This window comes from Micromonospora sp. S4605 (genome assembly GCF_003176715.1).
GTDB classification, from domain to species: Bacteria; Actinomycetota; Actinomycetes; order Mycobacteriales; family Micromonosporaceae; genus Micromonospora; species Micromonospora echinaurantiaca.
The window spans coordinates 1-22218 of sequence record NZ_QGSW01000249.1 but is presented as its reverse complement, the minus strand read 5'-3'; the positions used below and the strand labels follow the sequence as shown (position 1 = coordinate 22218).

General features: G+C 73.1%; 19 protein-coding genes and 1 pseudogene. 12 read left to right on the top strand and 8 right to left on the bottom strand.

Annotated features, from left to right (window positions below; all coding sequences use genetic code 11):
- The first annotated feature begins 133 nt into the window (after nt 1-133).
- From DLJ47_RS22275 to DLJ47_RS22255, 5 genes are all read left to right on the top strand, one after another.
- Nucleotides 134-1048, top strand: a complete 915-nt coding sequence (locus DLJ47_RS22275) for a RecB family exonuclease (protein ID WP_109902382.1) — start codon at nt 134-136, stop codon at nt 1046-1048.
- A 281-nt stretch (nt 1049-1329) separates the two neighbouring features.
- Nucleotides 1330-2523: a sensor histidine kinase gene (locus DLJ47_RS22270; RefSeq protein ID WP_109902380.1), complete on the top strand. Its 1194-nt coding sequence runs from the start codon at nt 1330-1332 to the stop codon at nt 2521-2523.
- Nucleotides 2524-2686: 163 nt separating this feature from the next.
- Nucleotides 2687-3373, top strand: a complete 687-nt coding sequence (locus DLJ47_RS22265; RefSeq protein ID WP_109902378.1) for a response regulator — start codon at nt 2687-2689, stop codon at nt 3371-3373.
- Nucleotides 3374-3719: 346 nt separating this feature from the next.
- On the top strand, nt 3720-4490 hold the full coding sequence (locus DLJ47_RS22260; protein ID WP_088993741.1) for an ABC transporter ATP-binding protein: 771 nt from the start codon (nt 3720-3722) through the stop codon (nt 4488-4490).
- Nucleotides 4490-7042 carry an ABC transporter permease gene (locus DLJ47_RS22255; RefSeq protein ID WP_109902376.1) on the top strand — a complete coding sequence of 851 codons (2553 nt, stop codon included), beginning with the start codon at nt 4490-4492 and terminating at the stop codon, nt 7040-7042. Before DLJ47_RS22260 ends, DLJ47_RS22255 begins: the two co-directional genes overlap by 1 nt.
- A gap of 52 nt (nt 7043-7094) precedes the next feature.
- Here DLJ47_RS22255 and DLJ47_RS22250 read toward each other — a convergent pair whose 3' ends face one another.
- The gene (locus DLJ47_RS22250) at nt 7095-7745 is read right to left on the bottom strand and encodes an HAD family hydrolase (protein ID WP_109902374.1); all 651 of its coding nucleotides are present in this window, start codon (nt 7743-7745) and stop codon (nt 7095-7097) included.
- Between the two features lie 219 nt (nt 7746-7964).
- Between DLJ47_RS22250 and DLJ47_RS22245 the strand changes: the two genes are divergently transcribed.
- Nucleotides 7965-8519 (top strand): hypothetical protein, encoded by a 555-nt coding sequence (locus DLJ47_RS22245; protein WP_109902372.1) that lies wholly within the window; start codon nt 7965-7967, stop codon nt 8517-8519.
- Nucleotides 8520-8529: 10 nt separating this feature from the next.
- On the opposite strand, the gene DLJ47_RS22240 is transcribed toward DLJ47_RS22245, so the two are convergent.
- A complete protein-coding gene (locus DLJ47_RS22240) occupies nt 8530-9279 on the bottom strand; it encodes a neutral zinc metallopeptidase (protein ID WP_233257953.1) in 750 nt (249 codons plus the stop codon).
- Nucleotides 9280-9391: 112 nt separating this feature from the next.
- Nucleotides 9392-9601, bottom strand: coding sequence for a hypothetical protein (locus DLJ47_RS22235; protein WP_109902368.1), 210 nt, complete (start codon nt 9599-9601; stop codon nt 9392-9394).
- A 129-nt stretch (nt 9602-9730) separates the two neighbouring features.
- Between DLJ47_RS22235 and DLJ47_RS22230 the strand changes: the two genes are divergently transcribed.
- Together DLJ47_RS22230 and DLJ47_RS22225 are read left to right on the top strand one after the other, a co-directional pair.
- Nucleotides 9731-10132: a YciI family protein gene (locus tag DLJ47_RS22230; protein ID WP_109902366.1), complete on the top strand. Its 402-nt coding sequence runs from the start codon at nt 9731-9733 to the stop codon at nt 10130-10132.
- A gap of 7 nt (nt 10133-10139) precedes the next feature.
- On the top strand, nt 10140-11381 hold the full coding sequence (locus DLJ47_RS22225; protein ID WP_109902364.1) for an RNA polymerase sigma factor: 1242 nt from the start codon (nt 10140-10142) through the stop codon (nt 11379-11381).
- Between the two features lie 71 nt (nt 11382-11452).
- On the opposite strand, the gene DLJ47_RS22220 is transcribed toward DLJ47_RS22225, so the two are convergent.
- Nucleotides 11453-12553: a calcium:proton antiporter gene (locus DLJ47_RS22220; RefSeq protein WP_109902362.1), complete on the bottom strand. Its 1101-nt coding sequence runs from the start codon at nt 12551-12553 to the stop codon at nt 11453-11455.
- A gap of 153 nt (nt 12554-12706) precedes the next feature.
- Nucleotides 12707-13531 carry a hypothetical protein gene (locus DLJ47_RS36375; RefSeq protein ID WP_199235964.1) on the bottom strand — a complete coding sequence of 275 codons (825 nt, stop codon included), beginning with the start codon at nt 13529-13531 and terminating at the stop codon, nt 12707-12709.
- 405 nt (nt 13532-13936) lie between these two features.
- Between DLJ47_RS36375 and DLJ47_RS22210 the strand changes: the two are divergent.
- Nucleotides 13937-14671, top strand: a pseudogene (locus tag DLJ47_RS22210) (class I SAM-dependent methyltransferase); the annotation flags it as partial.
- An 80-nt stretch (nt 14672-14751) separates the two neighbouring features.
- On the opposite strand, the gene DLJ47_RS22205 reads toward DLJ47_RS22210, so the two are convergent.
- Together DLJ47_RS22205 and DLJ47_RS22200 are read right to left on the bottom strand one after the other, a co-directional pair.
- Nucleotides 14752-14937 carry a hypothetical protein gene (locus DLJ47_RS22205; RefSeq protein WP_109902358.1) on the bottom strand — a complete coding sequence of 62 codons (186 nt, stop codon included), beginning with the start codon at nt 14935-14937 and terminating at the stop codon, nt 14752-14754.
- A 65-nt stretch (nt 14938-15002) separates the two neighbouring features.
- Nucleotides 15003-15413, bottom strand: a complete 411-nt coding sequence (locus tag DLJ47_RS22200; RefSeq protein WP_146228165.1) for a hypothetical protein — start codon at nt 15411-15413, stop codon at nt 15003-15005.
- A 327-nt stretch (nt 15414-15740) separates the two neighbouring features.
- Between DLJ47_RS22200 and DLJ47_RS22195 the strand changes: the two genes are divergently transcribed.
- Nucleotides 15741-16475, top strand: a complete 735-nt coding sequence (locus tag DLJ47_RS22195; protein ID WP_109902354.1) for a Type 1 glutamine amidotransferase-like domain-containing protein — start codon at nt 15741-15743, stop codon at nt 16473-16475.
- A 92-nt stretch (nt 16476-16567) separates the two neighbouring features.
- Here DLJ47_RS22195 and metH read toward each other — a convergent pair whose 3' ends face one another.
- Nucleotides 16568-20083, bottom strand: a complete 3516-nt coding sequence (gene metH, locus DLJ47_RS22190) for a methionine synthase (RefSeq protein ID WP_199235963.1) — start codon at nt 20081-20083, stop codon at nt 16568-16570.
- 263 nt (nt 20084-20346) lie between these two features.
- Here metH and DLJ47_RS22185 point away from each other — a divergent pair, with 263 nt between their 5' ends.
- Nucleotides 20347-21216 carry a PAC2 family protein gene (locus DLJ47_RS22185; RefSeq protein ID WP_088993729.1) on the top strand — a complete coding sequence of 290 codons (870 nt, stop codon included), beginning with the start codon at nt 20347-20349 and terminating at the stop codon, nt 21214-21216.
- A gap of 236 nt (nt 21217-21452) precedes the next feature.
- The coding region (locus DLJ47_RS22180) for a GntR family transcriptional regulator (RefSeq protein ID WP_109902428.1) at nt 21453-22218 on the top strand (766 nt) is incomplete at its 3' end.

Below are 22218 nucleotides of genomic sequence, written 5' to 3'. Positions count from 1 at the left end.
GTGCGCCCACCGGGCCGCGGTCGCGGTCGCCTGTTCTGCTCCTCCACCGGGTCGATGCTACGGACCGGGCCCGTCGCGGCGTGCGGCGCGGCGGGCCGTGGCGGTGTCACACCGGTGCCCTAACCTTCCGGGCATGACGGCGGAACCGGTGATCACCCAGCAGCCCGCGACCCCGGCGGAGGTGCCGGCGACGGTACGGGCCTCGCTGTCGCCGTCGCGGGCGGCGGATTTCAAGACCTGCCCGCTGCTCTACCGGTTCCGCAGCATCGACCGGCTGCCCGAGCGGCCCACCGTCGAGCAGGCCCGGGGCACGCTGGTGCACGCGGTGCTGGAGCGGCTGTTCGACCTGCCGGCCGGCGGCCGCACCCCGGACGCCGCCGGTGACCTGGTCGCCCCCCAGTGGGACCGGCTGGTCACCGAGCAGCCGGAGCTGGCCGGGCTGTTCGCCGAGGGCGACGACCCGGCCGTGGCCGAGTTCCTCCGCTCGGCCGCGGCGCTGCTGGAGGGGTACTTCGCGGTGGAGGATCCGCGCCGGCTGGAGCCGGCCGAGCGGGAGAGCCTGATCTCCGCGGTGGTCGACGACGAGCTGCTCATCCGGGGCTACCTCGACCGGCTCGACGTCGCGCCGGACGGCGCGCTGCGGGTGGTCGACTACAAGACCGGCGGCGCGCCGCGGGAGGCGTTCGAGGCCCGCGCGCTGTTCCAGCTGAAGTTCTACGCGCTGGTGCTGTGGCGCACCCGTGGCGTGGTCCCCCGGGTGCTCCGGCTGCTCTACCTGAAGGACGCGGAGGTCTGCGACTACGCGCCGGACGCCGACGAGCTGCTCCGCTTCGAGCGCACGGTGGTGGCGCTGTGGCGGGCGATCGAGCAGGCCACCGCCCAGCAGGATTTCCGCCCCCGGCCGAGCCGGCTCTGCGACTGGTGCAACCACCAGGCGCTCTGCCCGAGCTTCGGCGGCACTCCGCCGCCCTTCCCCACTCCGGAGCCGGCGGCGGATCCACTGCGCGACGCCCGCTCCCGGCCGGCGCCGCCCGGCGCCGACGAGTAGGCAGCCACCCGACCGCGCCGAAAAGCTGCGCAACAGTGCCGCCCAACGTCGACGAGCAGGCGGCCACCCGACGCATCGCACCGCACCGGCCCGCGCGGCCCATGGACGGGCCGGTACCGCCGGCCGCCGGGGCTTGCGGGCGGCTTCCCGGGCCGCGCAGCTCCGCCTCCCGGCGGGCCGCTGCCCCTGAGGGCGCGCGAGGTCGTCTCCTCCTCAGGGAGGAGGCCGCCTCACCGCCGGCGACGATCTTTCCGCGGCGCCGCGGCGGCTAGCGTCGCGGTATGACCTCGGGCCCGAGAGAGTGGACGCGCCGGCACCCGCTGGCCGCCGACGCGTTGCTCGCCGTCGGCCTGATCGTGGCGGAGGCGGTCTTCACCCTGCTCACCCCGCGCGAGCTGTGGCCCCGGCCGCTGCCGGCGGCGCTGGGCTGGAGCGCGCTGTGCGCCGCCCCGGCGGTCCTGCGGCGGGTGGCGCCCTGGCCGGCGGTGGGCGTGGCGGTGGCGAGCCTGGCACTGCCCGCCCTGCTGGACTTCGCGCCGGGCACCCAGGGGTTGACCTTCGTCGTGCTCACCTACACCATCGCCGCCCGCCGGCCGGTACGGCAGGCGCTGGCCGCCGCGGTCGTGCTGTGGCTGCCGGTGGCGCTGGTGAACACGCTGGCGCCCCCGGCCGGCGTGCTGGAGATCGGCCCCGCCTACCTGGTGCTGAACAACCTGCTGATCGGGGCGGTGGCGTTCTCGGTGGGGCGTACCGTGCACGCCCGCCGCACCTCGACGGAGGCGTTGCGGGAGCGCGCCCGGGTGGCCGAGGAGAACCAGCGGGCGCTGGCCGAGCAGGCGGTCGCCGACGAGCGCCGGCGCATCGCCCGGGAACTGCACGACGTGGTCGCCCACCACGTCAGCGTGATGGGGGTGCTGGCCACCGGGGCGCGCCGGGTGCTGCGGCGCGACCCGGACGCCGCCGACGAGGCGGTCGCCACCATCGAGGAGACCGGCCGGGCCACGCTACGGGAGCTGCGCCGGTTGCTGGACGTGCTGCGTACCGACGCCGAGCCGGCCGCCGACCTCGCTCCGCAGCCGGGGCTGGCCGGCATCGAGGCGCTCGTCGACCAGGTACGCGAGGCGGGCCTGCCGGTCACCCTGCGGGTCGAGGGCACCCCCGGCGGGATGGAGCAGGGGGTGGCGTTGACCTTGTACCGGATCGCCCAGGAGGCGCTGACCAACGCGCTCAAGCACGCCGGTACGGCGACCGCGCAGGTGCGGTTGGATTTCGGCGTCGACGCGGTCGAGGTGGAGGTGACCGACACCGGGCGCGGGCCGCTGCCCGAGCCCGACCGGATCGGGCACGGGCTGGTGGGGATGCGCGAGCGGGTCGGCCTCTACGGTGGGGTCCTGCGCATCGGGGCGCGCCCCGGCGGCGGCTTCCGGGTGTACGCGAGGATTCCGGTGGAGCCGGCGGTCGTCCGCCCGGCCTGACGGCGCGCCCCGACAACAGCGACGACGGCCCGCGCCGGCGGGACCGCACGGCGACGGGACCACCTGGCAGGGTGGGACAGCGGCAGGGTGGGACAGCGGCAGGGTGGCACAGCGGCACAGCGGCACAGCGGCAGGACAACGGGACAGCAGGACAGGGAGAACGATGACCGATCCGACGGCGCCGGCACGGCCGGTGCGGATCCTGCTCGCCGACGACCAGCCGCTGCTGCGTACCGGGTTCCGGATGGTCCTCGGCGCCGAGGACGACCTGGACATCGTCGCCGAGGCCGGCGACGGCGTGGAGGCGGTGGAGCTGTCCCGGCGGCTGCTGCCCGACGTGGTGCTGATGGACATCCGGATGCCCCGGATGGACGGGGTCGCCGCCACCCGGGCCATCGTCGACGCCCGGCTGCCGGTGCGGGTGCTGATCCTGACCACCTTCGACCTCGACGAGTACGTGGTCGGGGCGCTGCGGGCCGGGGCGAGCGGCTTCCTGGCCAAGGACGTGCCGGCCGACGACCTGGTGGCCGCGATCCGGACGGTGGCCGGCGGGGACGCGGTGGTCGCCCCCCGGATCCTCAAGCGGCTGCTGGACCGCTTCGCCGACGTGCTGCCGGACCCGGCGGCCACCCCGCCCCGGGCGCTCGACGCGCTCACCGAGCGGGAGCGGGAGGTGCTGGTGCACGTCGCCCGGGGCCTGTCGAACGCCGAGATCGCCCGGGCGCTGTCGGTGAGCGAGACCACCATCAAGACCCACGTCGGGCACATGCTGACCAAGCTGGGGCTGCGCGACCGGGTGCAGGCGGTGGTGCTGGCGTACGAGTCGGGACTGGTCCGCCCCCGGGCGTAGCGCGCGGCCACCGGGCTACCGCCCGGGGCGTACCCGAAGAGCCGCCGGCGGGGCGACGGCCCCGGTTGTCATGGTCACCTACCGTGACGGAAGACGGCGCGGCGCGGTTGACCCTCACGCGGCGTCAATGTGCAGGATCGGTCCCCGGCCGGCGGAAACCCGCCGGCCCGGCGGCCGGCTCAGGGGCAACCCTGAGCCGGCGGTGGGGGGCACCCGCAGCGCGAAATCCGCACCGCTTCCACCCGGAGTCGGACGGATCGCCGCCGCGGAGCACAGATGATGGGGACTGCCGCGCCGGACCAGCGGGGGCGGCGCGGATCAAAACCAGACGGAAGAGGTGCATGACGTGACCGCGACGGTAGGCCGGCAGGCGCAGGCCGCGGCCCGGGCGAACGACGTGTGGAAGGTGTACGGCAGCGGCGAGGCGCAGGTCGTCGCGCTGCGGGGGGTGACCGCGGAGTTCGAGCAGGGCCGGTTCACGGCGATCATGGGCCCGTCCGGGTCGGGCAAGTCGACGCTGATGCACTGCCTGGCCGGGCTGGACTCGGTGACCCGGGGCACCGTGTCGATCGGCGACACCACGGTCACCGGCCTCGGCGACTCGGGCCTGACGAAGCTGCGCCGGGACAAGGTGGGCTTCATCTTCCAGCAGTTCAACCTGCTGCCGACGCTGACGGCCAAGGAGAACATCCTGCTGCCGCTGTCGATCGCCGGCCGCAAGCCCGACCCGGCCTGGTACGACACGGTGATCGCCACGGTCGGGCTGCGGGACCGGCTGGACCACCGCCCGGCGCAGCTCTCCGGCGGTCAGCAGCAGCGGGTGGCCTGCGCCCGGGCGCTGGTCTCCCGCCCCGAGGTGATCTTCGCCGACGAGCCGACCGGCAACCTGGACTCCCGGGCCGGCGCCGAGGTGCTCAACTTCCTGCGCAACTCGGTACGCGAGCACGGGCAGACCATCGTCATGGTCACTCACGACCCGACCGCCGCCGCGTACGCCGACCGGGTGGTCTTCCTCGCCGACGGGCAGATCGTCTCCGAGCTGATCGAGCCGACCGCCGAGACGGTGCTGGACACCATGAAGAAGCTGGACACCCACGCCGCCGAGGTGGGCAACTGATGTTCCGGGCGACACTGAAGAGCCTGCTGGCCCGCAAGGTCCGGCTCATCCTGTCCGGCCTGGCGGTGGTGCTCGGGGTCATGTTCGTCTCCGGCGCCTTCGTGCTCACCGACACCCTCGGCCGCTCCTTCGACGCGATCTTCGCCGACGCGTACGAGGGGATCGACGTCAACGTCGCCGCGAAGCCGAAGATCGCGGTGTCGGAGATGGAGGGCGAGCAGACCGCCCCGCCGTTCCCGGCGGCCACGGTCGACACCGTCCGGACGGTGCCCGGGGTGGCCGAGGCCACCGGCGTGGTCGCCGCCGACGGGGCGCGGCTGGTCGGCAGCAACGGCAAGGCGGTCGCCTCGTTCGGTCCGCCGCAGCTCGGCGAGAACTGGACGGGCGAGTCGGAGGTGGTGCGGCTGCGCGAGGGGCGCGAGCCGCGTGCCGACGACGAGATCGTCATCAACAAGGGCCTGGCCGCCGCCGGCAAGGTGAAGCTCGGCGATCGGGTGGGCGTGCTCACCCCGATGCAGCCGAAGCAGGAGTTCACCATCGTCGGGATCTTCGGTTACAGCGGTGACCGGGACTCGATCGGCGGCGCCAACGAGATCATGTTCACCACGCCGGTGGCGCAGCGGCTCATGCTGGGCGAGCCTGACACCTTCAACAGCGTGTCGGTGACGGCGGCCGGCGGGGTGTCCGACGAGTCGCTGCGCGACGCGGTCTCGGCCGCCCTGGGCGGCGGCTACGTGGTGAAGACCGGCGAGCAGCTGTCCACCGAGGCCGCCGAGGGCTTCAAGGAGGCGCTGACCTTCTTCAACCGGATCCTGCTCGGCTTCGCCGCGGTGGCGCTGCTGGTGGGCACCTTCCTGATCCTGAACACCTTCTCGATCATCGTGGCCCAGCGCACCCGCGAACTGGCGCTGATGCGGGCCATCGGCGCCAGCGGCAAGCAGATCATCGGCTCGGTGGTGCTGGAGGCCATCGCGGTCGGCCTGATCGCCTCGGTGCTCGGCCTGGGCGCCGGCATCGGCATCGGCGCGCTGCTGGCGTACCTGTTCAGCACCTTCGCCGGCGGGCTCACCCTGGCCGGGCTCGGCGTGCCGGCGTCGGCGGTGATCGGCGCGTTCGCCGTCGGCCTGATCATCACCGTGGTGGCGGCGCTGCTGCCGGCGCTGCGGGCGTCCCGGATCCCGCCGATCGCGGCGATGCAGGACGTGGCCACCCCGGACCGGCCGCTGACCAAGATCACCGTCGCCGGTGGGGTGGTCACCGCGATCGGCGCCACGCTGCTGGCCCTGGGCCTCACCGGCAACGCCGGCGACAACACCCTGGTCACCATCCTCGGCGGCGTGCTGTTCGCCTTCATCGGCGTGGCGTTGCTGACCCCGCTGATCAGCCGGCCGGTGGTGAGCCTGCTCGGGGCGATCTTCGCCTGGTCGGTGCCGGGCAAGCTGGGCCGGCTCAACTCCGGCCGCAACCCGCGGCGTACCGCCATCACCGCCGCCGCGCTGATGGTCGGCATCGCGCTGGTCACCGGCGTTACGGTGATCCTGGACTCGGCGAAGAGCAGCATCAGCGGCCTGGCCCAGGACACCATCAAGGCCGAGCTGGTGATCGCCGGCATGCAGAGCGGCCCGCGGCCGCCGAGCTTCGACCCGGCGGTGCTGGAGAAGGCCGCGGCGATCCCCGGCGTCCGCCTGGTCGACGGCGAGTACGGCGACATGGCGCTGGTCGGCGGCGAGCGGACCTGGGTGGCGGCCAGCAGCGAGGTGGCCTCGCTGCGACAGATCTTCGGGGCCACCCCGACCGCCGGTGACATCGACCGGCTCGCGCCGGACCAGATGCTGGTCAGCTCGGACACCGCGAAGTCGCGCGGGCTCTCCGTCGGCTCCCAGGTGCCGGTGCAGTTGGCCCGGGGCGAGGCCCGCACCTACACGGTCAGCGGCATCTACGCCAGCTCGCAGCTGACCAACCCGGTGGTGCTGCCGCCGGCGGCGGCCCGCGACTTCACCATCCCGCAGCCGATCCAGGGCTTCATCCAGCTGGCCCCGGGCACCCCCGTGGCCTCGGTGCAGCCGCAGGTCGAGGCGTTGCTGGCCGACTCCCCCGAGGTGTCGGTGGCCGACCGGGACGCGTTCATCGAGCAGCAGGCCGGCCAGCTGGACGGGCTGCTCACGATGATCCAGATTCTGCTGGCGCTGGCCATCGTGATCGCCGTGCTCGGCATCATCAACACGCTGGCGCTGTCGGTGCTGGAGCGCACCCGCGAGCTGGGCCTGCTGCGGGCGATCGGGCTGCGCCGGGCGCAGACCATGCGCATGATCACCGTCGAGGCTGTGGTGATCTCGGTGTTCGGCGCGCTGCTCGGCGTGGCGGTCGGCAGCGGGCTCGGCGCCGCGGTGGTCGAGGCGCTCAAGGACGAGGGGATCACCGACCTGGTGCTGCCCTGGGACCAGATGGGCGTCATGCTCGGCCTGGCCGCGCTCGTCGGCGTGATCGCCGCGGTGCTGCCGGCGGTCCGCGCCGCCCGGATCAACGTGCTGGGCGCCATCGCCCACGACTGAGATCGCCGTCGCAGACGGAGGGGTCCGCCGATTGGCGGGCCCCTCCGTCGCGTCATCCGGTCGGCGGTTCGCCCAGCAGGGCGGCCAGCAGCTCCAGGTCCGCGGCGGTCAGGCTCTCCACCTGGTGTACGCCGGCCGTCGCGGCGATCGGCACCTCGGCGGGTACGGCGAGCACCGCCGCCCCGGCGGCGAGCGCGCTGGCCACCCCGGTCGGCGAGTCCTCGATCGCCACGCAGCGGGCGATCGGCACGTCGAGCAGCCGGGCGGCGGTCAGGTACGGCTCCGGGTGCGGCTTGGTGGCGTCCACCTCGTCGCCGCACACCACCGCGTCGAAGCTGTCCCGGCCCAGGGTGTCCAGCGCCACCTCGACCAGCGGCCGGCCGCTGGAGGTGACCAGGGCGGTGGGGATGCCCGCCCCCCGGACCGCCCGCAGCAGGGTCAGCGCGCCGGGACGCCAGCGCAGGCCGGTGCGGAACAACTCCAGGATCCGGGCGTCGATCCACGCCGCGCTGACCTGCGGGTCGCGTTCCGGCTGGCCCAGGTCGTCGTGCAGCAGCCGCATCGACGCGGCCATGCTGGTGCCGACCATCGCCTTGCGGGCCGCGTCGGAGAGGGTGCCGCCGTACTCGGCCGCCAGTTCGTGCAGCGCGACGTCCCACAGCTTCTCGCTGTCGACCAGGGTGCCGTCCATGTCGAAGAGCACGGCGGCGGGATGGCGGCTGGGCAGCGGATCAGTGGTCACCCCGCGATCCTCTCAACTTCCCGTACGGCTGCCGGGGCGAGGTGCCGTCCGGGTGACCTGTCCGACGGTCGGCTCCGCGACCAGGCTCCGGCCGCGCCCGGGCGGCGGGCTTGCGGCCCGGTCGCAGACTGGGCGCAGCCGGCCGCCGACGCGGCGGCCCGTCGCCTGAGGAGGTCGCCGATGCGCGTCCGATCCCTGCTCTCCCGGTGCACCGTTGTCGTCCTCGCGGCCACCGCCGCGCTCTGGCCGGCGGCCCCGGCCGCGGCGGCGAACCTGCCGCTGGACCGCTGCTACGACCTGGCCCCGCCACAGAACATCGACGACCAACCCTGGGCGGCGCCGGGCAACCGGCAGACCGTGTGGCCGACTCCGGTGGGCATCCGGGACCGGGACGTGCTCCGGGTGTCCGCGCAGGGCAAGATCCGCATCGACCACTGGGGCACCCAGAAGTCCATCGCCGGCGAGTGGCCTCCGGGCGGCAGCGGGTGGCCGGCGCCGGACGCCCTCCGGTACGCGCTGATCGCCAAGGTCTCCGACGGGTCCGTGCTGGTGCTGAAGAACGGCCTGTCCTACGGCCCCGGACGGTGGTTCCCGGTCGGCACGGACAGCGGCTGCATCCTCTACTTCAGCGCCGGCCCGAACCCCCGGGTGACCTTCTCCTTCAACGACCCCAACCTGGGCGACAACGGCGGCGGCGCGTCCGTGCGGGTGAGCCAGTGGTGGGACGAGGGTTGACCGGGACCGCTCAGCCGAGGTCGCAGGCCGCCAGGGACCGCTCGTAGCCGCGGAAGAAGGACTCGGTGCGCTGTTCGGCGGTGCCGTGCGAACCCTCCGCGAACCAGGGCTGGTCGGGGTCGTCGCCGACCGCGAGCAGCCCGTCGCGGAACTCGTCCAGGTCGCCCTCGTCGAGGGTCAGCACCCCGCCGCGCACCGAGTCCCCCAGGTACGCCCCGGCCATGCAGTCCGCCTGCAGCTCCTGCTGGATGGTGAAGCTGTAGCGGATGCCGAGGCGGACCTGGATGGCGTGCGCGTACTCGTGGCCGAGCAGGTAGAACACGAACGCGTCGCCGACCTGGCGGAACGCCCCCACCGACCAGCGCACGTCGTAGGCGATGAAGTCGCCGGCCGAGCAGTAGACCGCGTTGTTGCGCGGGATCTCCTGCCCGCCGCAGGTCACCTCACCGCCGCGCTGGTACGGGATGATCCGCCGGACCGGCCGGAACTGCTGCCCCGAGGCCTGGAACTGCTGGGCCCAGTACCGTTCGGCGATGCTCTGCGCGTCGCGGACGTCCTGCTGGAACTCGGCGACGCTGGTGGTGCCGTCCGCCCGGGTCTGCTCCGCCCCGGGTGACGCCGACGAAGCGGGCTGCCGTGGCGCCGGTTCCTCCGTGCCCGGTTCGGACACCCCGCCGACGAAGCACCCGGCGGTGGCCACCAGCGCCACCACCAGCCCGGCCAGCGACCCGCGCGACCACCCGTGCCTACCTGCCGTCACAGTGCCCCTCCCGGCGTCGGCGATGCCCGTGCAGTACCCCGACGGCACGTCCGTCATGCCCTCGCCATGATCTACGGGGCGACAGCCGCGCCGGTTCACCCGCGCGGAGCGTTCAGAACCCCTGCGTGTCGTTGCGCGCCGACCACTCCTGCCCCGGGGAGGCGTGCCGCTGCGCCTCGTGCGCGTGCTGGCTGGCGCGGGCGTCCCGGTCGGCGCGCGTGTCGTCCGGCCCGCTGAGTCGCCGGCGGTCCCGCCAGCCCACCCAGGCGACCGCCCCGAGGATCACCGCCGCCACACCGCCGAGCAGCATCCACATCGTCATGCGTCGACGGTAGTCGACCCGTGCACCCGTACCGCGGACGTAGGCTCCACCTCCGGTGTCCGGAACCGGCGGGCGGCGCCGACGTCTCCGGTGAGGGCGCCGCACCGGCGCCGAAGAGGAGGACGCGAGATGAAGTACATGATCCTGCTGTACGGCTCCCAGCGCGACTACGACGCGATGGCCGGCCGGTCCACCGGCAAGCCGGCCATGTCGGCCGAGGACGTCGCCGCGATGCACGCCCACATGGAGAAGGGCCACCAGGCGCTGGCCGAGTCCGGCGAACTGGTGGACGCGCGCGGGCTGGTCGCCCCGGTACACGCCCGCCGGGTCCAGGTCAGCGGCGGGCTGCCGGTGGTGACCGACGGGCCGTACCCGGAGACGCAGGAGGTGCTGGCCGGCTACACCATCGTGGAGTGCGACAGCTTCGACCGGGCCACCGAGATCGCCGCCGGTTTCGTCAACCCGGACGCCCCCGGCGAGTACGTGGACGTGCGGCCGGTCGCCGAGGGCATCGCCGACCTGGACGGTTGAACCGGCGATGCCCGCGGAGCGTGTCGAGGACCTGTTGCGCCGGCTGGCGCCGCAGGTCCTCGGCGCGCTCGTGCGCCGGTACGGCCACTTCGACACCGCCGAGGACGCCACCCAGGAGGCGCTGATCGCGGCGGCCACCGGCTGGCCGCGCGACGGCGTACCGGACAACCCGCGCGGCTGGCTGATCACCGTGGCGTCCCGCCGGCTGACCGACCTGCTGCGCGGCGAGCAGGCGCGGCGGCGGCGGGAGGAGACGGTGGCCCGCCGGGTGCTGCCGGAGCAGCGGCTGGCCCCGGCCGCGGACCGCCCGCCGACCGACACCGACGACACCCTCACCCTGCTGTTCCTGTGCTGCCATCCCGCGCTGTCACCGGCCTCCCAGATCGCGCTCACCCTGCGCGCCGTCGGCGGGCTGAGCACCGCCGAGGTGGCGCGGGCGTTCCTGGTGCCGGAGGCCACGATGACCCGCCGGATCACCCGCGGCAAGCAGCGCATCCGCGACAGCGGCCTGCCGTTCGCGATGCCCGCCGGGCCCGAGCGCGCCGCGCGCCTCGCCGCCGTCCTGCACGTGCTCTACCTGATCTTCAACGAGGGGTACGCGAGCACCGCAGGGCCGGCGCTGCTCCGCGCCGACCTGGCCGCCGAGGCGATCCGGCTGACCCGCCTGCTGCACCGGCTGCTGCCGGACGATCCGGAGGTCACCGGGCTGCTCGCGCTGATGCTGCTCACCGACGCCCGGGCACCGGCCCGCACCGGCCCGCACGGCGAACTGGTGCCGATGGCCGAGCAGGACCGCAGCCGGTGGAAGGCCGACCAGATCGCCGAGGGCGTCGCCCTGGTCACCGCCGCGCTCCCCCGTGGCCGGGTCGGGCCGTACCAGGTGCAGGCGGCGATCGCTGCGGTGCACGACGAGGCACCCAGCGCCGAGGCGACCGACTGGGCCCAGATCACCGCGCTGTACGAGGTGCTGCGGCAGGTCTCCGACAGCCCGGTGGTGGCGCTCAACCACGCGGTGGCGGTGGCGATGAGCCAGGGTGCGGTGGCGGGACTCGCGCTGGTCGACGCGCTGGCCGCCGACGGCCGGCTCGGCGCGGACGCCCGCCTGCCGGCCGTCCGCGCGCATCTGTTGGAACTGCTCGGCGACCGTACCGCCGCCCGGGACGTCTACCGGGCGGCGGCCGCCCGGTCGACCAACCTGGCCCAGCAGCGCTACCTGCACACCCGGGCCGACCGCCTCGACGGCGGATGACGCGCGGCGGCGCCGGGTCGCGTGCACTGGCGCCGGGGCCGCACGGCAGCGCCGGTCGCGGCAGCGCCGGCTCAGGGGCTGGCGGCGAGGAAGACGAACGCGGCGAGCAGCACCAGGTGCACGCCGCCCTGCAACAGGGTGGCCCGCCCCGGCACCACCGTCAGCACCCCGGTGACCACGGTGAGCGCGAGCAGGGTCATCTGGGTGCCGCCGAGGCCGAGCACCAGCGGCCCCTCCAGCCAGATCATGGCCAGCGCTATCGCCGGGATGGTCAGCCCGATGCTGGCCATCGCCGAACCGAGGGCGAGGTTGAGGCTGATCTGCACCCGGTCCCGGCGCGCCGCGCGCACCGCGGCCAGGGTCTCGGGCAGCAGCACCAGCAGGGCGATCAGCACGCCGACGAACGAGTGCGGCAGGTTGGCCCTGGCGGTCGCGGCCTCGATCGTCGGGGAAACCGACTTGGCGTCCCCGACCACCGCGACCAGCGAGATCAGCAGCAGCACGAGGCTGAGCAGCGCTTTGCGGGTCGACGGCGGGGCGGCGTGCCCGTCGCTCTCGATCACCGCGCCCTCGCTGGTGACCGGCAGGAAGTAGTCCCGGTGCCGACCGGTCTGCACCAAGACGAACAACCCGTACAGCGCCAGCGAGGCCACCGCGGCGAAGGCCAGCTGCGCCGGGCTGAACTGCGGGCCGGGACGGCTCGTGGTGAAGGTCGGCACCACCAGGCTCAGCGTGGCGAGGGTGGCCACGGTGGCCAGCGCACCGCCGCTGCCCTCGGAGTTGAACACCGCCACGCCCCGACGCAGCGCGCCGAGCAGCAACGACAGGCCGAGGATCCCGTTACAGGTGATCATCACGGCGGCGAAGACGGTGTCCCGGGCCAGCGACTGGGTCTTCTCCCCGCCGCTGATCATCAGCGTGACGATCAGGGCTACCTCGATGACGGTGACCGCCACGGCGAGCACCAGCGAGCCGAACGGCTCCCCCACCCGGTGTGCGACCACCTCGGCGTGGTGCACGGCGGCCAGCACCGCGCCGGCCAGGAAGGCGGCCACCACCACGACGAGCGGGCCGGACAGCTCGCGTCCCCAGGTCAGGACCAGCAGCAGCACCGCCAGCAGCGGCACGATCACGGTCCAGTCGGTCAGACGAGCGCGAAGCTGGGCGGCCATCACTCAACCCTGCCAGGGAATTGGATCATGCGACCACCACCTGAGGTCATGGCCACCGTACGAATCGTCACGCCCCACAGCCTGCCGGGCTTCCCCCGGTCCCGCCCGGCGACGGCCGAACCCGGTCACGGGGTGACGGAAATCCGCAGTGGATCAGCCGAGCAGCGTAGGCGTGATGGCGGCGGCGATCGCGCGGTCGTCCGGCTGGTGGGCCGCCCAGTTCACCGCGCCGAGCACCGCAACCGGCGTACCCGATGCCGTCGCCGCCACGATGTCGCCCTCGGGCAGTGCCGCGAGCAGCCGGCGCACCAGGACGCCCTCACCCCACAACGCCTCCGTCGGGAACGGTAGCCGGCCCAGCCAGTTCAGCAACGCACCCGCCCGGGCCACCGGATCCGGCTCCACACTGGTCAACCGCTCGGCGAGGCCGCGTACCCGGTCCTCGGGAAGCTGCGCGGCGTCGTCGCCGGCGACGGCGACCAGGTCGTCGCGGAGCACTTCGGGCACCTCCCGGGCGGCCAGCACCCCCGAAGCCCCGGCCGGACGGAACTGTGGGCCGTCCGGCGGCTCGTCGTAGCCGAGGGCCGACACGAGCGGGCCGAGCAGGTCGACCAGCAGCCCGGTCACCCCGCACTCGGCCAGGAACAGCGTCAACGCCTCGGGCTCGGCGACCTCGAGGTCGTCGGCGAACCTGGACCGCTCCCAGGAGACGCTGCCGTGCCCATGCAGGGTGGCGCTGCCGAGCAGCGTGTCCGCTGCGTCGTACAGGGCCAGGGTGGGCCCGCCGAGGCACCGACAGACGTCACCGGTGAACCGGCCGACAGTGGTGAGCCGTCGCATCCGGGCCAGCCGAGCCGGGTCGCGCGTCTCGGCCAGCACGGCGCGCTCCGCCAGCGGCCCGCCGTCCAGACCGCCGTCGAGGACGCGTACCGCCCGGGTCCGCGGCCAAACCTCGGAGAGCCAGTCGATGATCAGCACCGGGTCATCGTAGGAGCAGTCGCCGCACGCTGCCCGCCGCCGGATCGCCCGCTGCGCCAGACACCCGCCGGTCGCGGTTCGACCGATGCCGTCCGCTCGTCGGGATTCCGTCGCAGGCCGCCGCTAGCCTCCGCAGATGACCCGGACACAGTACCTCGTCGCGATGAACATCGATGGATACATCGCCGAGCGCCTACCGGTCGGCCGGCCTCGAGCAGTGCCCGAGCGACGCGAGCTGTGCGGCACCGCTTCCTGAGGCTTCGCTGTGGGATCGGGGCGTGGCCTACCACTCCACCGGCCAGCGACCGAGAATGAACACCGGTCATCGATACGCCTAGCCAGGCCGCGGGGCGTGCGGGGACAACGGCGGCAACCGACCAGAGAGGCCGAGTCATGACCAGCGGGCAGTTGTACGACACCATCGGAGCCACCTACACCGTGACCCGCCGCACCGAACCGCGCATCGCTGCGCGGATCTGGGCCGCGCTCGGCGATGCCCGGACGGTGTTGAACGTCGGGGCGGGCACCGGGTCGTACGAGCCCCCGGACCGGCACGTCCTCGCGGTGGAACCGTCGGCGCTCATGCGCTCGCAGCGTCCCGCGGACGCGGCGCCGTGCCTGGCGGCATCCGCTGAGCACCTGCCGTTCCATGACGACTCCTTCGACGCAGCGATGGTGGTCGCCTCCGTCCATCACTGGCCGGACCCGATCGCCGGCCTGCGCGAGATGCGGCGCGTCGCTCGCCGCGTGGTGGTGTTCACGCACGACACCACTGACAGCGGATGGCGTCACCGGTTCTGGCTCACTCGTGACTACCTGCCCGAGGTCGCGGACCTCCTGGTCGGCCGACCTTCGCTGACCGACCTGGCCCACGCGGTCGAGGCCCGGGTCGAACCGGTGCTCATTCCGTGGGACTGCGTCGACGGGTTCTTCGAGGCGCACTGGCGCCGACCCGAGGCGTACCTGGACGAGGATGTCCGTCGCGGAGTATCGGTCTGGGCGAGAGTGGGGCCGGAGGCCGAGCAGCGCGCGGTGCGCCGCCTCCGTGACGACCTCGCCTCGGGTCGGTGGGCCGAACGTAACCGCGACCTCGTCGATCTCGACGCGGTAGACCTCGGCCTCCGTCTGCTCATCGCCTGAACCCGGCCCGACACCGGGTACGACGCCGCCGCCCGACGCCACGGGCATCGCAGGCACTCGCTCCCGATCGACGGCCGCGGTTACCGCGCGAACGGAGATGCCGGCAGGTCGGGTAGCGGTGGTGCGTCCCTCGTCTGGTCGGTGATGGTGATCTGCCACCTGCCGATCGTGGGTGCCGCCAGCCGGCCGACGTGCCACGCGACCACGCCGGCGGCGATGATGAGGGACACCGCCGCAGCAGCCAGCAGCCACTGCCGCACGAGCATTCGGCGGTCGAGGCCACGGGGTCGCAGGTCTCCCGGAACGGGAATCCACGGAAACGGGGGGCCGTTCATAGCCACGACAGCACCTCCTGGGCGACGGTGGTGGCCGAGGCGACCATCGCCGTATCGGCGGCGCCAGTCGCTTCGTATTCGACCAGCACTCCGTAGGTGCCGAAGCACGCCGAGAAGTTGATGCGCCGGCCAGTTTCGCGGTCGCCCGCGATGAAGTAGACGGCGCGGTCGCCGAGCGCAACGGGATGATTCTCGTTGTTGACGACCGTCAGCAGCCCATCTCGGTCCACGCAACGCGGGCCACGGCCCTCGTGCCGCCCGTAACGCCCGAGGGACACCCACAGCTCAGCGCGTGCGCCCTCCGTCGTGGACACGCTCTCGGCCAGGCAGTAGTTCGAGCGCAGGCCGGGCCCGTTCTGCTCCCCGGTTCGCAGGGCACCGCGCGCAGGAACCAGGAGGTCGAACACCGCCGACCGGATGAGCGGGCAGACCGCCGGAGGTGCGGGCGGGTCCACCGTCGCGTTCCGCCAGCCCTGCCACCCGCCGATCTCCGCTGAGAGCAGGACGCAGACGGCCAGGGCTACGACCCGCGCCCCTGTGTCCCGTCTCACACTGCCAGTCTGACCGGACGTGGCAAGTGGACCATCGGCTGACCGGCGCTGTTCGGAGCACCTCACCGTCCTGCGCCCGTGGACAGACTGTGCCTGTGGGGCAACCACCCGACGCCGACATCGACCCAACGTCCGACCCAGCCGCTACCGTCCCCTACCTGGACCACTCAGGAAGGTAGGAACATGAGAGCTCTCCTCACATCGGCCGGGATCAAGAACAGCAGCATCCACGACGCGCTGGTTGACCTGCTGGGCAAACCGATCGCCGAGTCCAACGCCCTCTTTATCCCCACCGCCGTCTACTCCTTCCCCGGCGGGCCCGGCATGGCGTGGCGGGCGATCTGCGGCAAGGCTCCAGCGCCGTTGTGTGAATTGGGTTGGAAATCGTTGGGGGTCCTGGAGCTGACGGCGCTGCCGAGCATCGAGGAGGCTACCTGGGTGCCAACGGTCCGGGACGCCGACGCACTGTTGGTGTGGGGCGGCGACCCCCTGTTTCTCGCCAACTGGATGCGGCGCTCCGGTTTGACCGGTCTCCTGCCGACGCTGCGCTCCGAGGCGGTCTACGTGGGCGTGAGCGCCGGGAGCATCGCTGCTGCCTCCACCTTCGTCGAGACCTACGACGAACCGCCACGCGGGAACGATGGACCGCTGAAGTCGGAGGACGTCGTGTTCGCCTCGCCCCAGGGTGACCTCGACAGAATCCTGGTCACGGGACAGGGAGCGGGACTCGTTGACTTCGCGGTGATCCCGCACCTGGAGCACCCGGACCACCCCGACGCTTCCTTGGCCAACGCAGCGAGGTGGGCGGCACGGATTCCTGCGCCGACGTACGCGATCGACGATGAGACCGCCATCAGGGTGGTCGACGGCGCCGCCCAGGTCGTCTCCGAGGGGCACTGGAAACTGTTCCAGCCCTGACGGGACCGTCCAGCGCCCACCGCAGACCACGCCGGGACAGTTTCGTCCACGGCTCGGCCGCGCGGGTGGTCTCTCTCAGGCGGGGCGAGGCGTCACTTGGCGTTGAAGTAGCTGGCCTCCGGGTGGTGCACCACGATCGCATCGGTGGCCTGCTCCGGCATGAGCTGGAACTCCTCCGACAGCTGCACCCCGATCCGCTCGGCGCCGAGCAGCTCCACCACCTTCGCCCGGTCCTCCAGGTCGGGGCAGGCCGGGTAGCCGAACGCGTACCGGCAACCGCGGTAGTCGGTGCGCAGCAGGCCGGCCAGGTCCGCCGGGTCGTCGTCGGCGACCGTACGGCCACCCGGCAGCGCCAGCTCGGCGCGGACCCGCTTGTGCCAGTACTCGGCGAGGGCCTCGGTGAGCTGCACCGACAGCCCGTGCACCTCCAGGTAGTCGCGGTACTCGTTGCGGGCGAACAGCTTCGCCGCGTACTCGCTGACCGGCTGGCCGACGGTGACCAGTTGCAGGGCCACCACGTCCAGCTGCTCACCCCGGGGGCGGAAGAAGTCGGCCAGGCAGAGCCGCCGCTCCTGCCGCTGGCGCGGGAAGGAGAACCGGGCCCGCTCGGCGTGCCCGTTCTCGTCCAGCACCACCAGGTCGTTGCCCTCGGCGTAGGCGGGGAAGTAGCCGTAGACCACGGCCGCCTCCAGCACCTTGTCGGCGATCAGCCGGTCCAGCCAGTAGCGCAGCCGCGGCCGGCCCTCGGTCTCCACCAGCTCCTCGTAGGACGGTCCCTTGCCGCCCCGGGCGCCGCGCAGCCCCCACTGGCCGAGGAAGGTGGCCCGCTCGTCGAGCAGCGCCGCGTAGTCGGCCAGCGGCACGCCCTTGACCACCCGGGTGCCGAAGAACGGCGGCGTGGGCACCTCGACGTCGGTCGCCACGTCCGAGCGGACCGAGGCGTCGTCCAGCTCCGGCAGCGACTCGTTGACGATGGCCCGCTGCCGCTCCCGGCGCGCCCGCCGGGCGGCCAGTGCCGCCTCCCGCTCCGCGTCGATCACCGGCGCCCCGCCACGCTTGGCGGCCATCACCCGGTCCATCAGGGACAGTCCCTCGAACGCGTCCCGGGCGTAGTGCACCTGCCCGGGGAACATCGACCGCAGGTCGTCCTCGACGTACGCCCGGGTCAGCGCCGCCCCACCGAGCAGCACCGGCCAGCGCTCCGCGACCCCGCGCGAGGCCATCTCGGCGAGGTTCTCCTTCATGATGACCGTGCTCTTGACCAGCAGCCCGGACATGCCGATGGCATCGGCCCGGTGCTCCTCGGCGGCGTCGAGGATCGCGGTGATCGGCTGCTTGATGCCGATGTTCACCACCTCGTAGCCGTTGTTGGACAGGATGATGTCCACCAGGTTCTTGCCGATGTCGTGCACGTCGCCCTTCACGGTGGCGAGCACGATGCGGCCCTTGCCGCCGTCGTCGGCCTTCTCCATGTGCGGTTCGAGGTACGCCACCGCGGTCTTCATCACCTCGGCGGACTGGAGCACGAACGGCAACTGCATCTGCCCGGAGCCGAACAGCTCGCCGACCACCTTCATCCCGTCCAACAGGATGTCGTTGATGATCGACAGCGGGGTCCGGCCGCCGGCCATGGCGGCGTCCAGGTCGGCCTCCAGGCCGTTGCGCTCGCCGTCGATGATCCGCCGCTTGAGCCGCTCGTCCAGCGGCAGCGCGGCCAGTTCCTCGGCCCGGCCGGCGCGCGCCGACGCGGCGTCCACGCCCTCGAAGATCTCGATGAACCGCTGCACTGGGTCGTAGCCCTCGCGCCGCCGGTCGTAGACCAGGTCGAGGGCGATCTCGCGCTGCTCGTCGGGGATCTTCGACATCGGCAGGATCTTGCTGGCGTGCACGATCGCCGAGGTCAGCCCGGCCTGCACGCACTCGTGCAGGAAGACCGAGTTGAGCACCTGCCGGGCGGCCGGGTTGAGCCCGAACGAGACGTTGGAGATGCCCAGCGTGAAGTTGACCCCCGGCCATCGGGTGGCGATCTCCCGGATCGCCTCGATGGTCTCGATGCCGTCCCGCCGGGTCTCCTCCTGGCCGGTGGCGATCGGGAAGGTCAGCGCGTCGATCAGGATGTCGGAGCGGCGCAGCCCCCAGCGCCCGGTCAGGTCCTCGATCAGCCGGCCGGCGACGCGCACCTTCCAGTCCTTGGTGCGGGCCTGGCCCTCCTCGTCGATGAGCAGGGCGACCACGGCGGCGCCGTGCTCCGCGACCACCGGCATCACCCGGGCGTACCGCGACTCGGGGCCGTCGCCGTCCTCGAAGTTGACCGAGTTGACCACGCACCGGCCGCCGAGCATCTCCAGGCCAGCCTCCACGACCGCCGGCTCGGTGGAGTCCAGCATGATCGGCAGGGTGGACGCGGTGGCGAACCGGCCGGCCAGCTCGCGCATGTCCGTCGTGCCGTCCCGACCGACGTAGTCGACGCAGAGGTCGAGCAGGTGCGAGCCGTCCCGGGCCTGGCTGCGGGCGATCTCCACGCAGGCCTGCCAGTCGGCGGCCAGCATCGCCTCGCGGAACGCCTTGGAACCGTTGGCGTTGGTCCGCTCCCCGACCATCAGCACGCTGGCGTCCTGGGCGAACGGCACGTGGTGGTAGATCGAGGAGACGCCGGCGTCGTGCCGGGGCTCGCGGGGGCCGGGCCGGGCGCCGTGCAGCCGCTCGGCGACCACCCGGATGTGCTCCGGCGTGGTGCCGCAGCAGCCACCGATCAGCGATACGCCGTACTCGGCGACGAACCGCTCCAGCGCGTCGGCCAGCTCGACCGGGGTGAGGGGGTAGACCGCACCGTCGGCGGTCAGCTGCGGCAGGCCGGCGTTCGGCATCACCGACAGCCTCAGCCCGGCGTGCTGGGAGAGGTAGCGCAGGTGCTCGCTCATCTCCGCCGGGCCGGTGGCGCAGTTCAGCCCGATCAGGTCGACCCCGAGCGGCTCGATCGCGGTCAGCGCCGCGCCGATCTCGCTGCCCAGCAGCATGGTGCCGGTGGTCTCCACGGTGACGTGGCAGATGATCGGCACCCGCGACCCGATCTCGGCCATCGCCCGCTTCGCGCCGACCACCGCCGCCTTGACCTGGAGCAGGTCCTGGCAGGTCTCGATGATCAGGGCGTCCGCGCCGCCGGCGATCAGGCCGGCGGCGTTCTCCCGGTAGGCGTCCCGCAGGGTGGCGTAGTCGGCGTGGCCGAGGGTGGGCAGCTTGGTGCCGGGACCGATTGAGCCGAGCACGAACCGGGGCCGCTCCGGGGTGGCGAACGCGTCGGCCGCCTCGCGGGCGATCCGGGCGCCGGCCTCGGAGAGCTCCCGGATCCGGTGGGCGATGTCGTACTCGCCGAGGTTGGCGAGGTTGGCGCCGAACGTGTTCGTCTCGACGCAGTCCGCCCCGGCGGCGAGGTAGGCCTCGTGCACGCCGCGGACCACGTCCGGCCGGGTCACGTTGAGGACCTCGTTGCAGCCCTCGTGGCCCTCGAAGTCGTCAAGGGTCAGGTCGGCCGCCTGCAGCATCGTCCCCATCGCGCCGTCGGCGATCAGGATCCGGTCTGCCAGTACGTCGAGCAACGAAGTCCGCACGCCGTTCAGGTTAGTGTGCCGCCCCCGGCCACGTCGCGGCCCATACCCCTGTCCCAGATACTGTCAGCGGGATCACCCTGTCTGATCTGTAGGCTTATGCCCGTTGCTTCCCGCCTGCCGACCGGCGCGGCCACCGGGCCGCGCCCGGCCCCGGGACGTAGGCTGGCGGACGTGAAGGACAACAGCAGCGCCCCCGTGCCCGGCCGGCGGGACACCGGGCGCGGCCCCGGCACCGTCCGCGACCAGCAGGGAGAGGTGACGGCGTGACCGAGTTCGACGGACTGCCGGTGCTGCGGTCCCCGGTGGCCATCGCCGCGTTCGAGGGGTGGAACGACGCCGCGGACGCGTCCACCGCCGCAGTTGAACACCTGGAGCAGGTGTGGAACGCCCGGCAGGTCACCGAGCTGGACCCGGAGGACTTCTACGACTTCCAGGTCAGCCGGCCGACCATCACCATGGCCGAGGGCGAGACCCGCCGGGTGCAGTGGCCCACCACCCGGTTCATGGTGGCCAGCCCGGAGGGCACCGAGCGCGACGTGGTGCTGATCCGCGGCATCGAGCCGAGCATGCGCTGGCGCACCTTCTGCGAGCAGGTGCTGGAGATCTGCCACAGCCTGGAGGTCGAGCGGGTGGTGCTGCTCGGCGCGCTGCTGGCCGACGTGCCGTACACCCGGCCGCTGCCGATCAGCGGCAGCGCCTCGGACTCCCGGGCCGCCGAGCGCTACCAGCTCACCCCCACCCGCTACGACGGGCCGACCGGCATCGTCGGGGTGCTGCACGACGCCTGCACCCGGGCCGAGGTCGACGCGGTCTCGTTCTGGGTGCACGTGCCGCACTACGCCAACAACCCGCCCTGCCCCAAGGCCACCCTCGCCCTGCTGCACCGGGTCGAGGAGGTGCTCGACCTGCCGGTGCCGATGGCCGACCTGGCCGAGGAGGCCGCCGAGTGGGAGCAGCGGGTACGCAGCGCCGCCGAGCAGGACGCCGAACTCGGCGAGTACGTGCGCGAGTTGGAGGAGCGCGTCGGCGACGCGGGCATCACCCCGCTGACCGGTGACGAGATCGCCCAGGAGTTCGAGAAGTACCTGCGCCGCCGCGGCGGCTCGGCCGGCCCGACCGCCGGCTCCTGGTAGCCCGCTCCCCCGCTTCCCCGTTCGCCCACCGGGCTCCGGACAGCCGTTCCGGGGCCCGGTTCGTTTCTCCGAAAACTCCCTGGCCTCGCTCTTTCGCTGGGCTCTCGGCTCCGCTGGCGAAACCTCGGCCGCTTCGCAGCTCGGTCGCCGAGGCGGGGACTGTCGGCGTGTCCGGGGTGGCGTGGTCACACCCGCTAGGCCATCCTAGGAACCTAGCTGTGATCGAGGAGGCACGCATGCAGATCAATCCGGGCGCGGCGGAGTTCCCGCACCGGCAGATCGCCGCGCAGCTCAAGGCGCAGGTGCGGCGCGGCGACTGGGGGCCGGGTGAGCGGCTGCCGTCCATCCCGGCCATCGCCGAGATGTTCGGGGTGGCCAAGCAGACCGTGCAGCGCGCCGTCGACCAGCTGCGGGTCGAGGGCATCCTGATCACCAAGCCGGGCTCCGGCACGTACGTCCGGGGCACCCGGCGGCGGCTCAACCGGCTCTCCCGGGGACGGTACGGCGGCTTCCGCGGCTACCACACCGACCTGGCCGCCCGGTACCGGCAGCAACTGGTCTCGGTCGGCCGCGCCCCCGCCCCGCCCGAGGTGGCCGACGCGTTCGGCGTGCCCGACGGCACCGAGCTGATCTGCCGCCGGCACCTGGTCCGCACCGAGGACTCCCCGGTCGAGGTCGGCGCCTCCTGGTTCCTGCCCGCCGACGCCGCCGGCACCTCACTGGAACGCAGCGAGGCGTACGGCCGGCCGCTCTACCAGGAGGCCGAGGAGGCCACCGGGCGGCGGTACGTCTCGGCGACCGACACGATCAGCGCCCGCCAGCCCAGCCGGGAGGAGGCGGAGATCCTGCAGATCCGCCCGGACACCCCGGTGCTGCACCTGCTGCACGTCGCCTACGACGGCGCGCGCAAGCCGATCGAGGTCGCCCAGGCCACCTGGCCCGGCCCGGTCACCACGCTCACCGAGGAGTACAAGATCCCCGCCCCGGCCCCCGAACCAGACC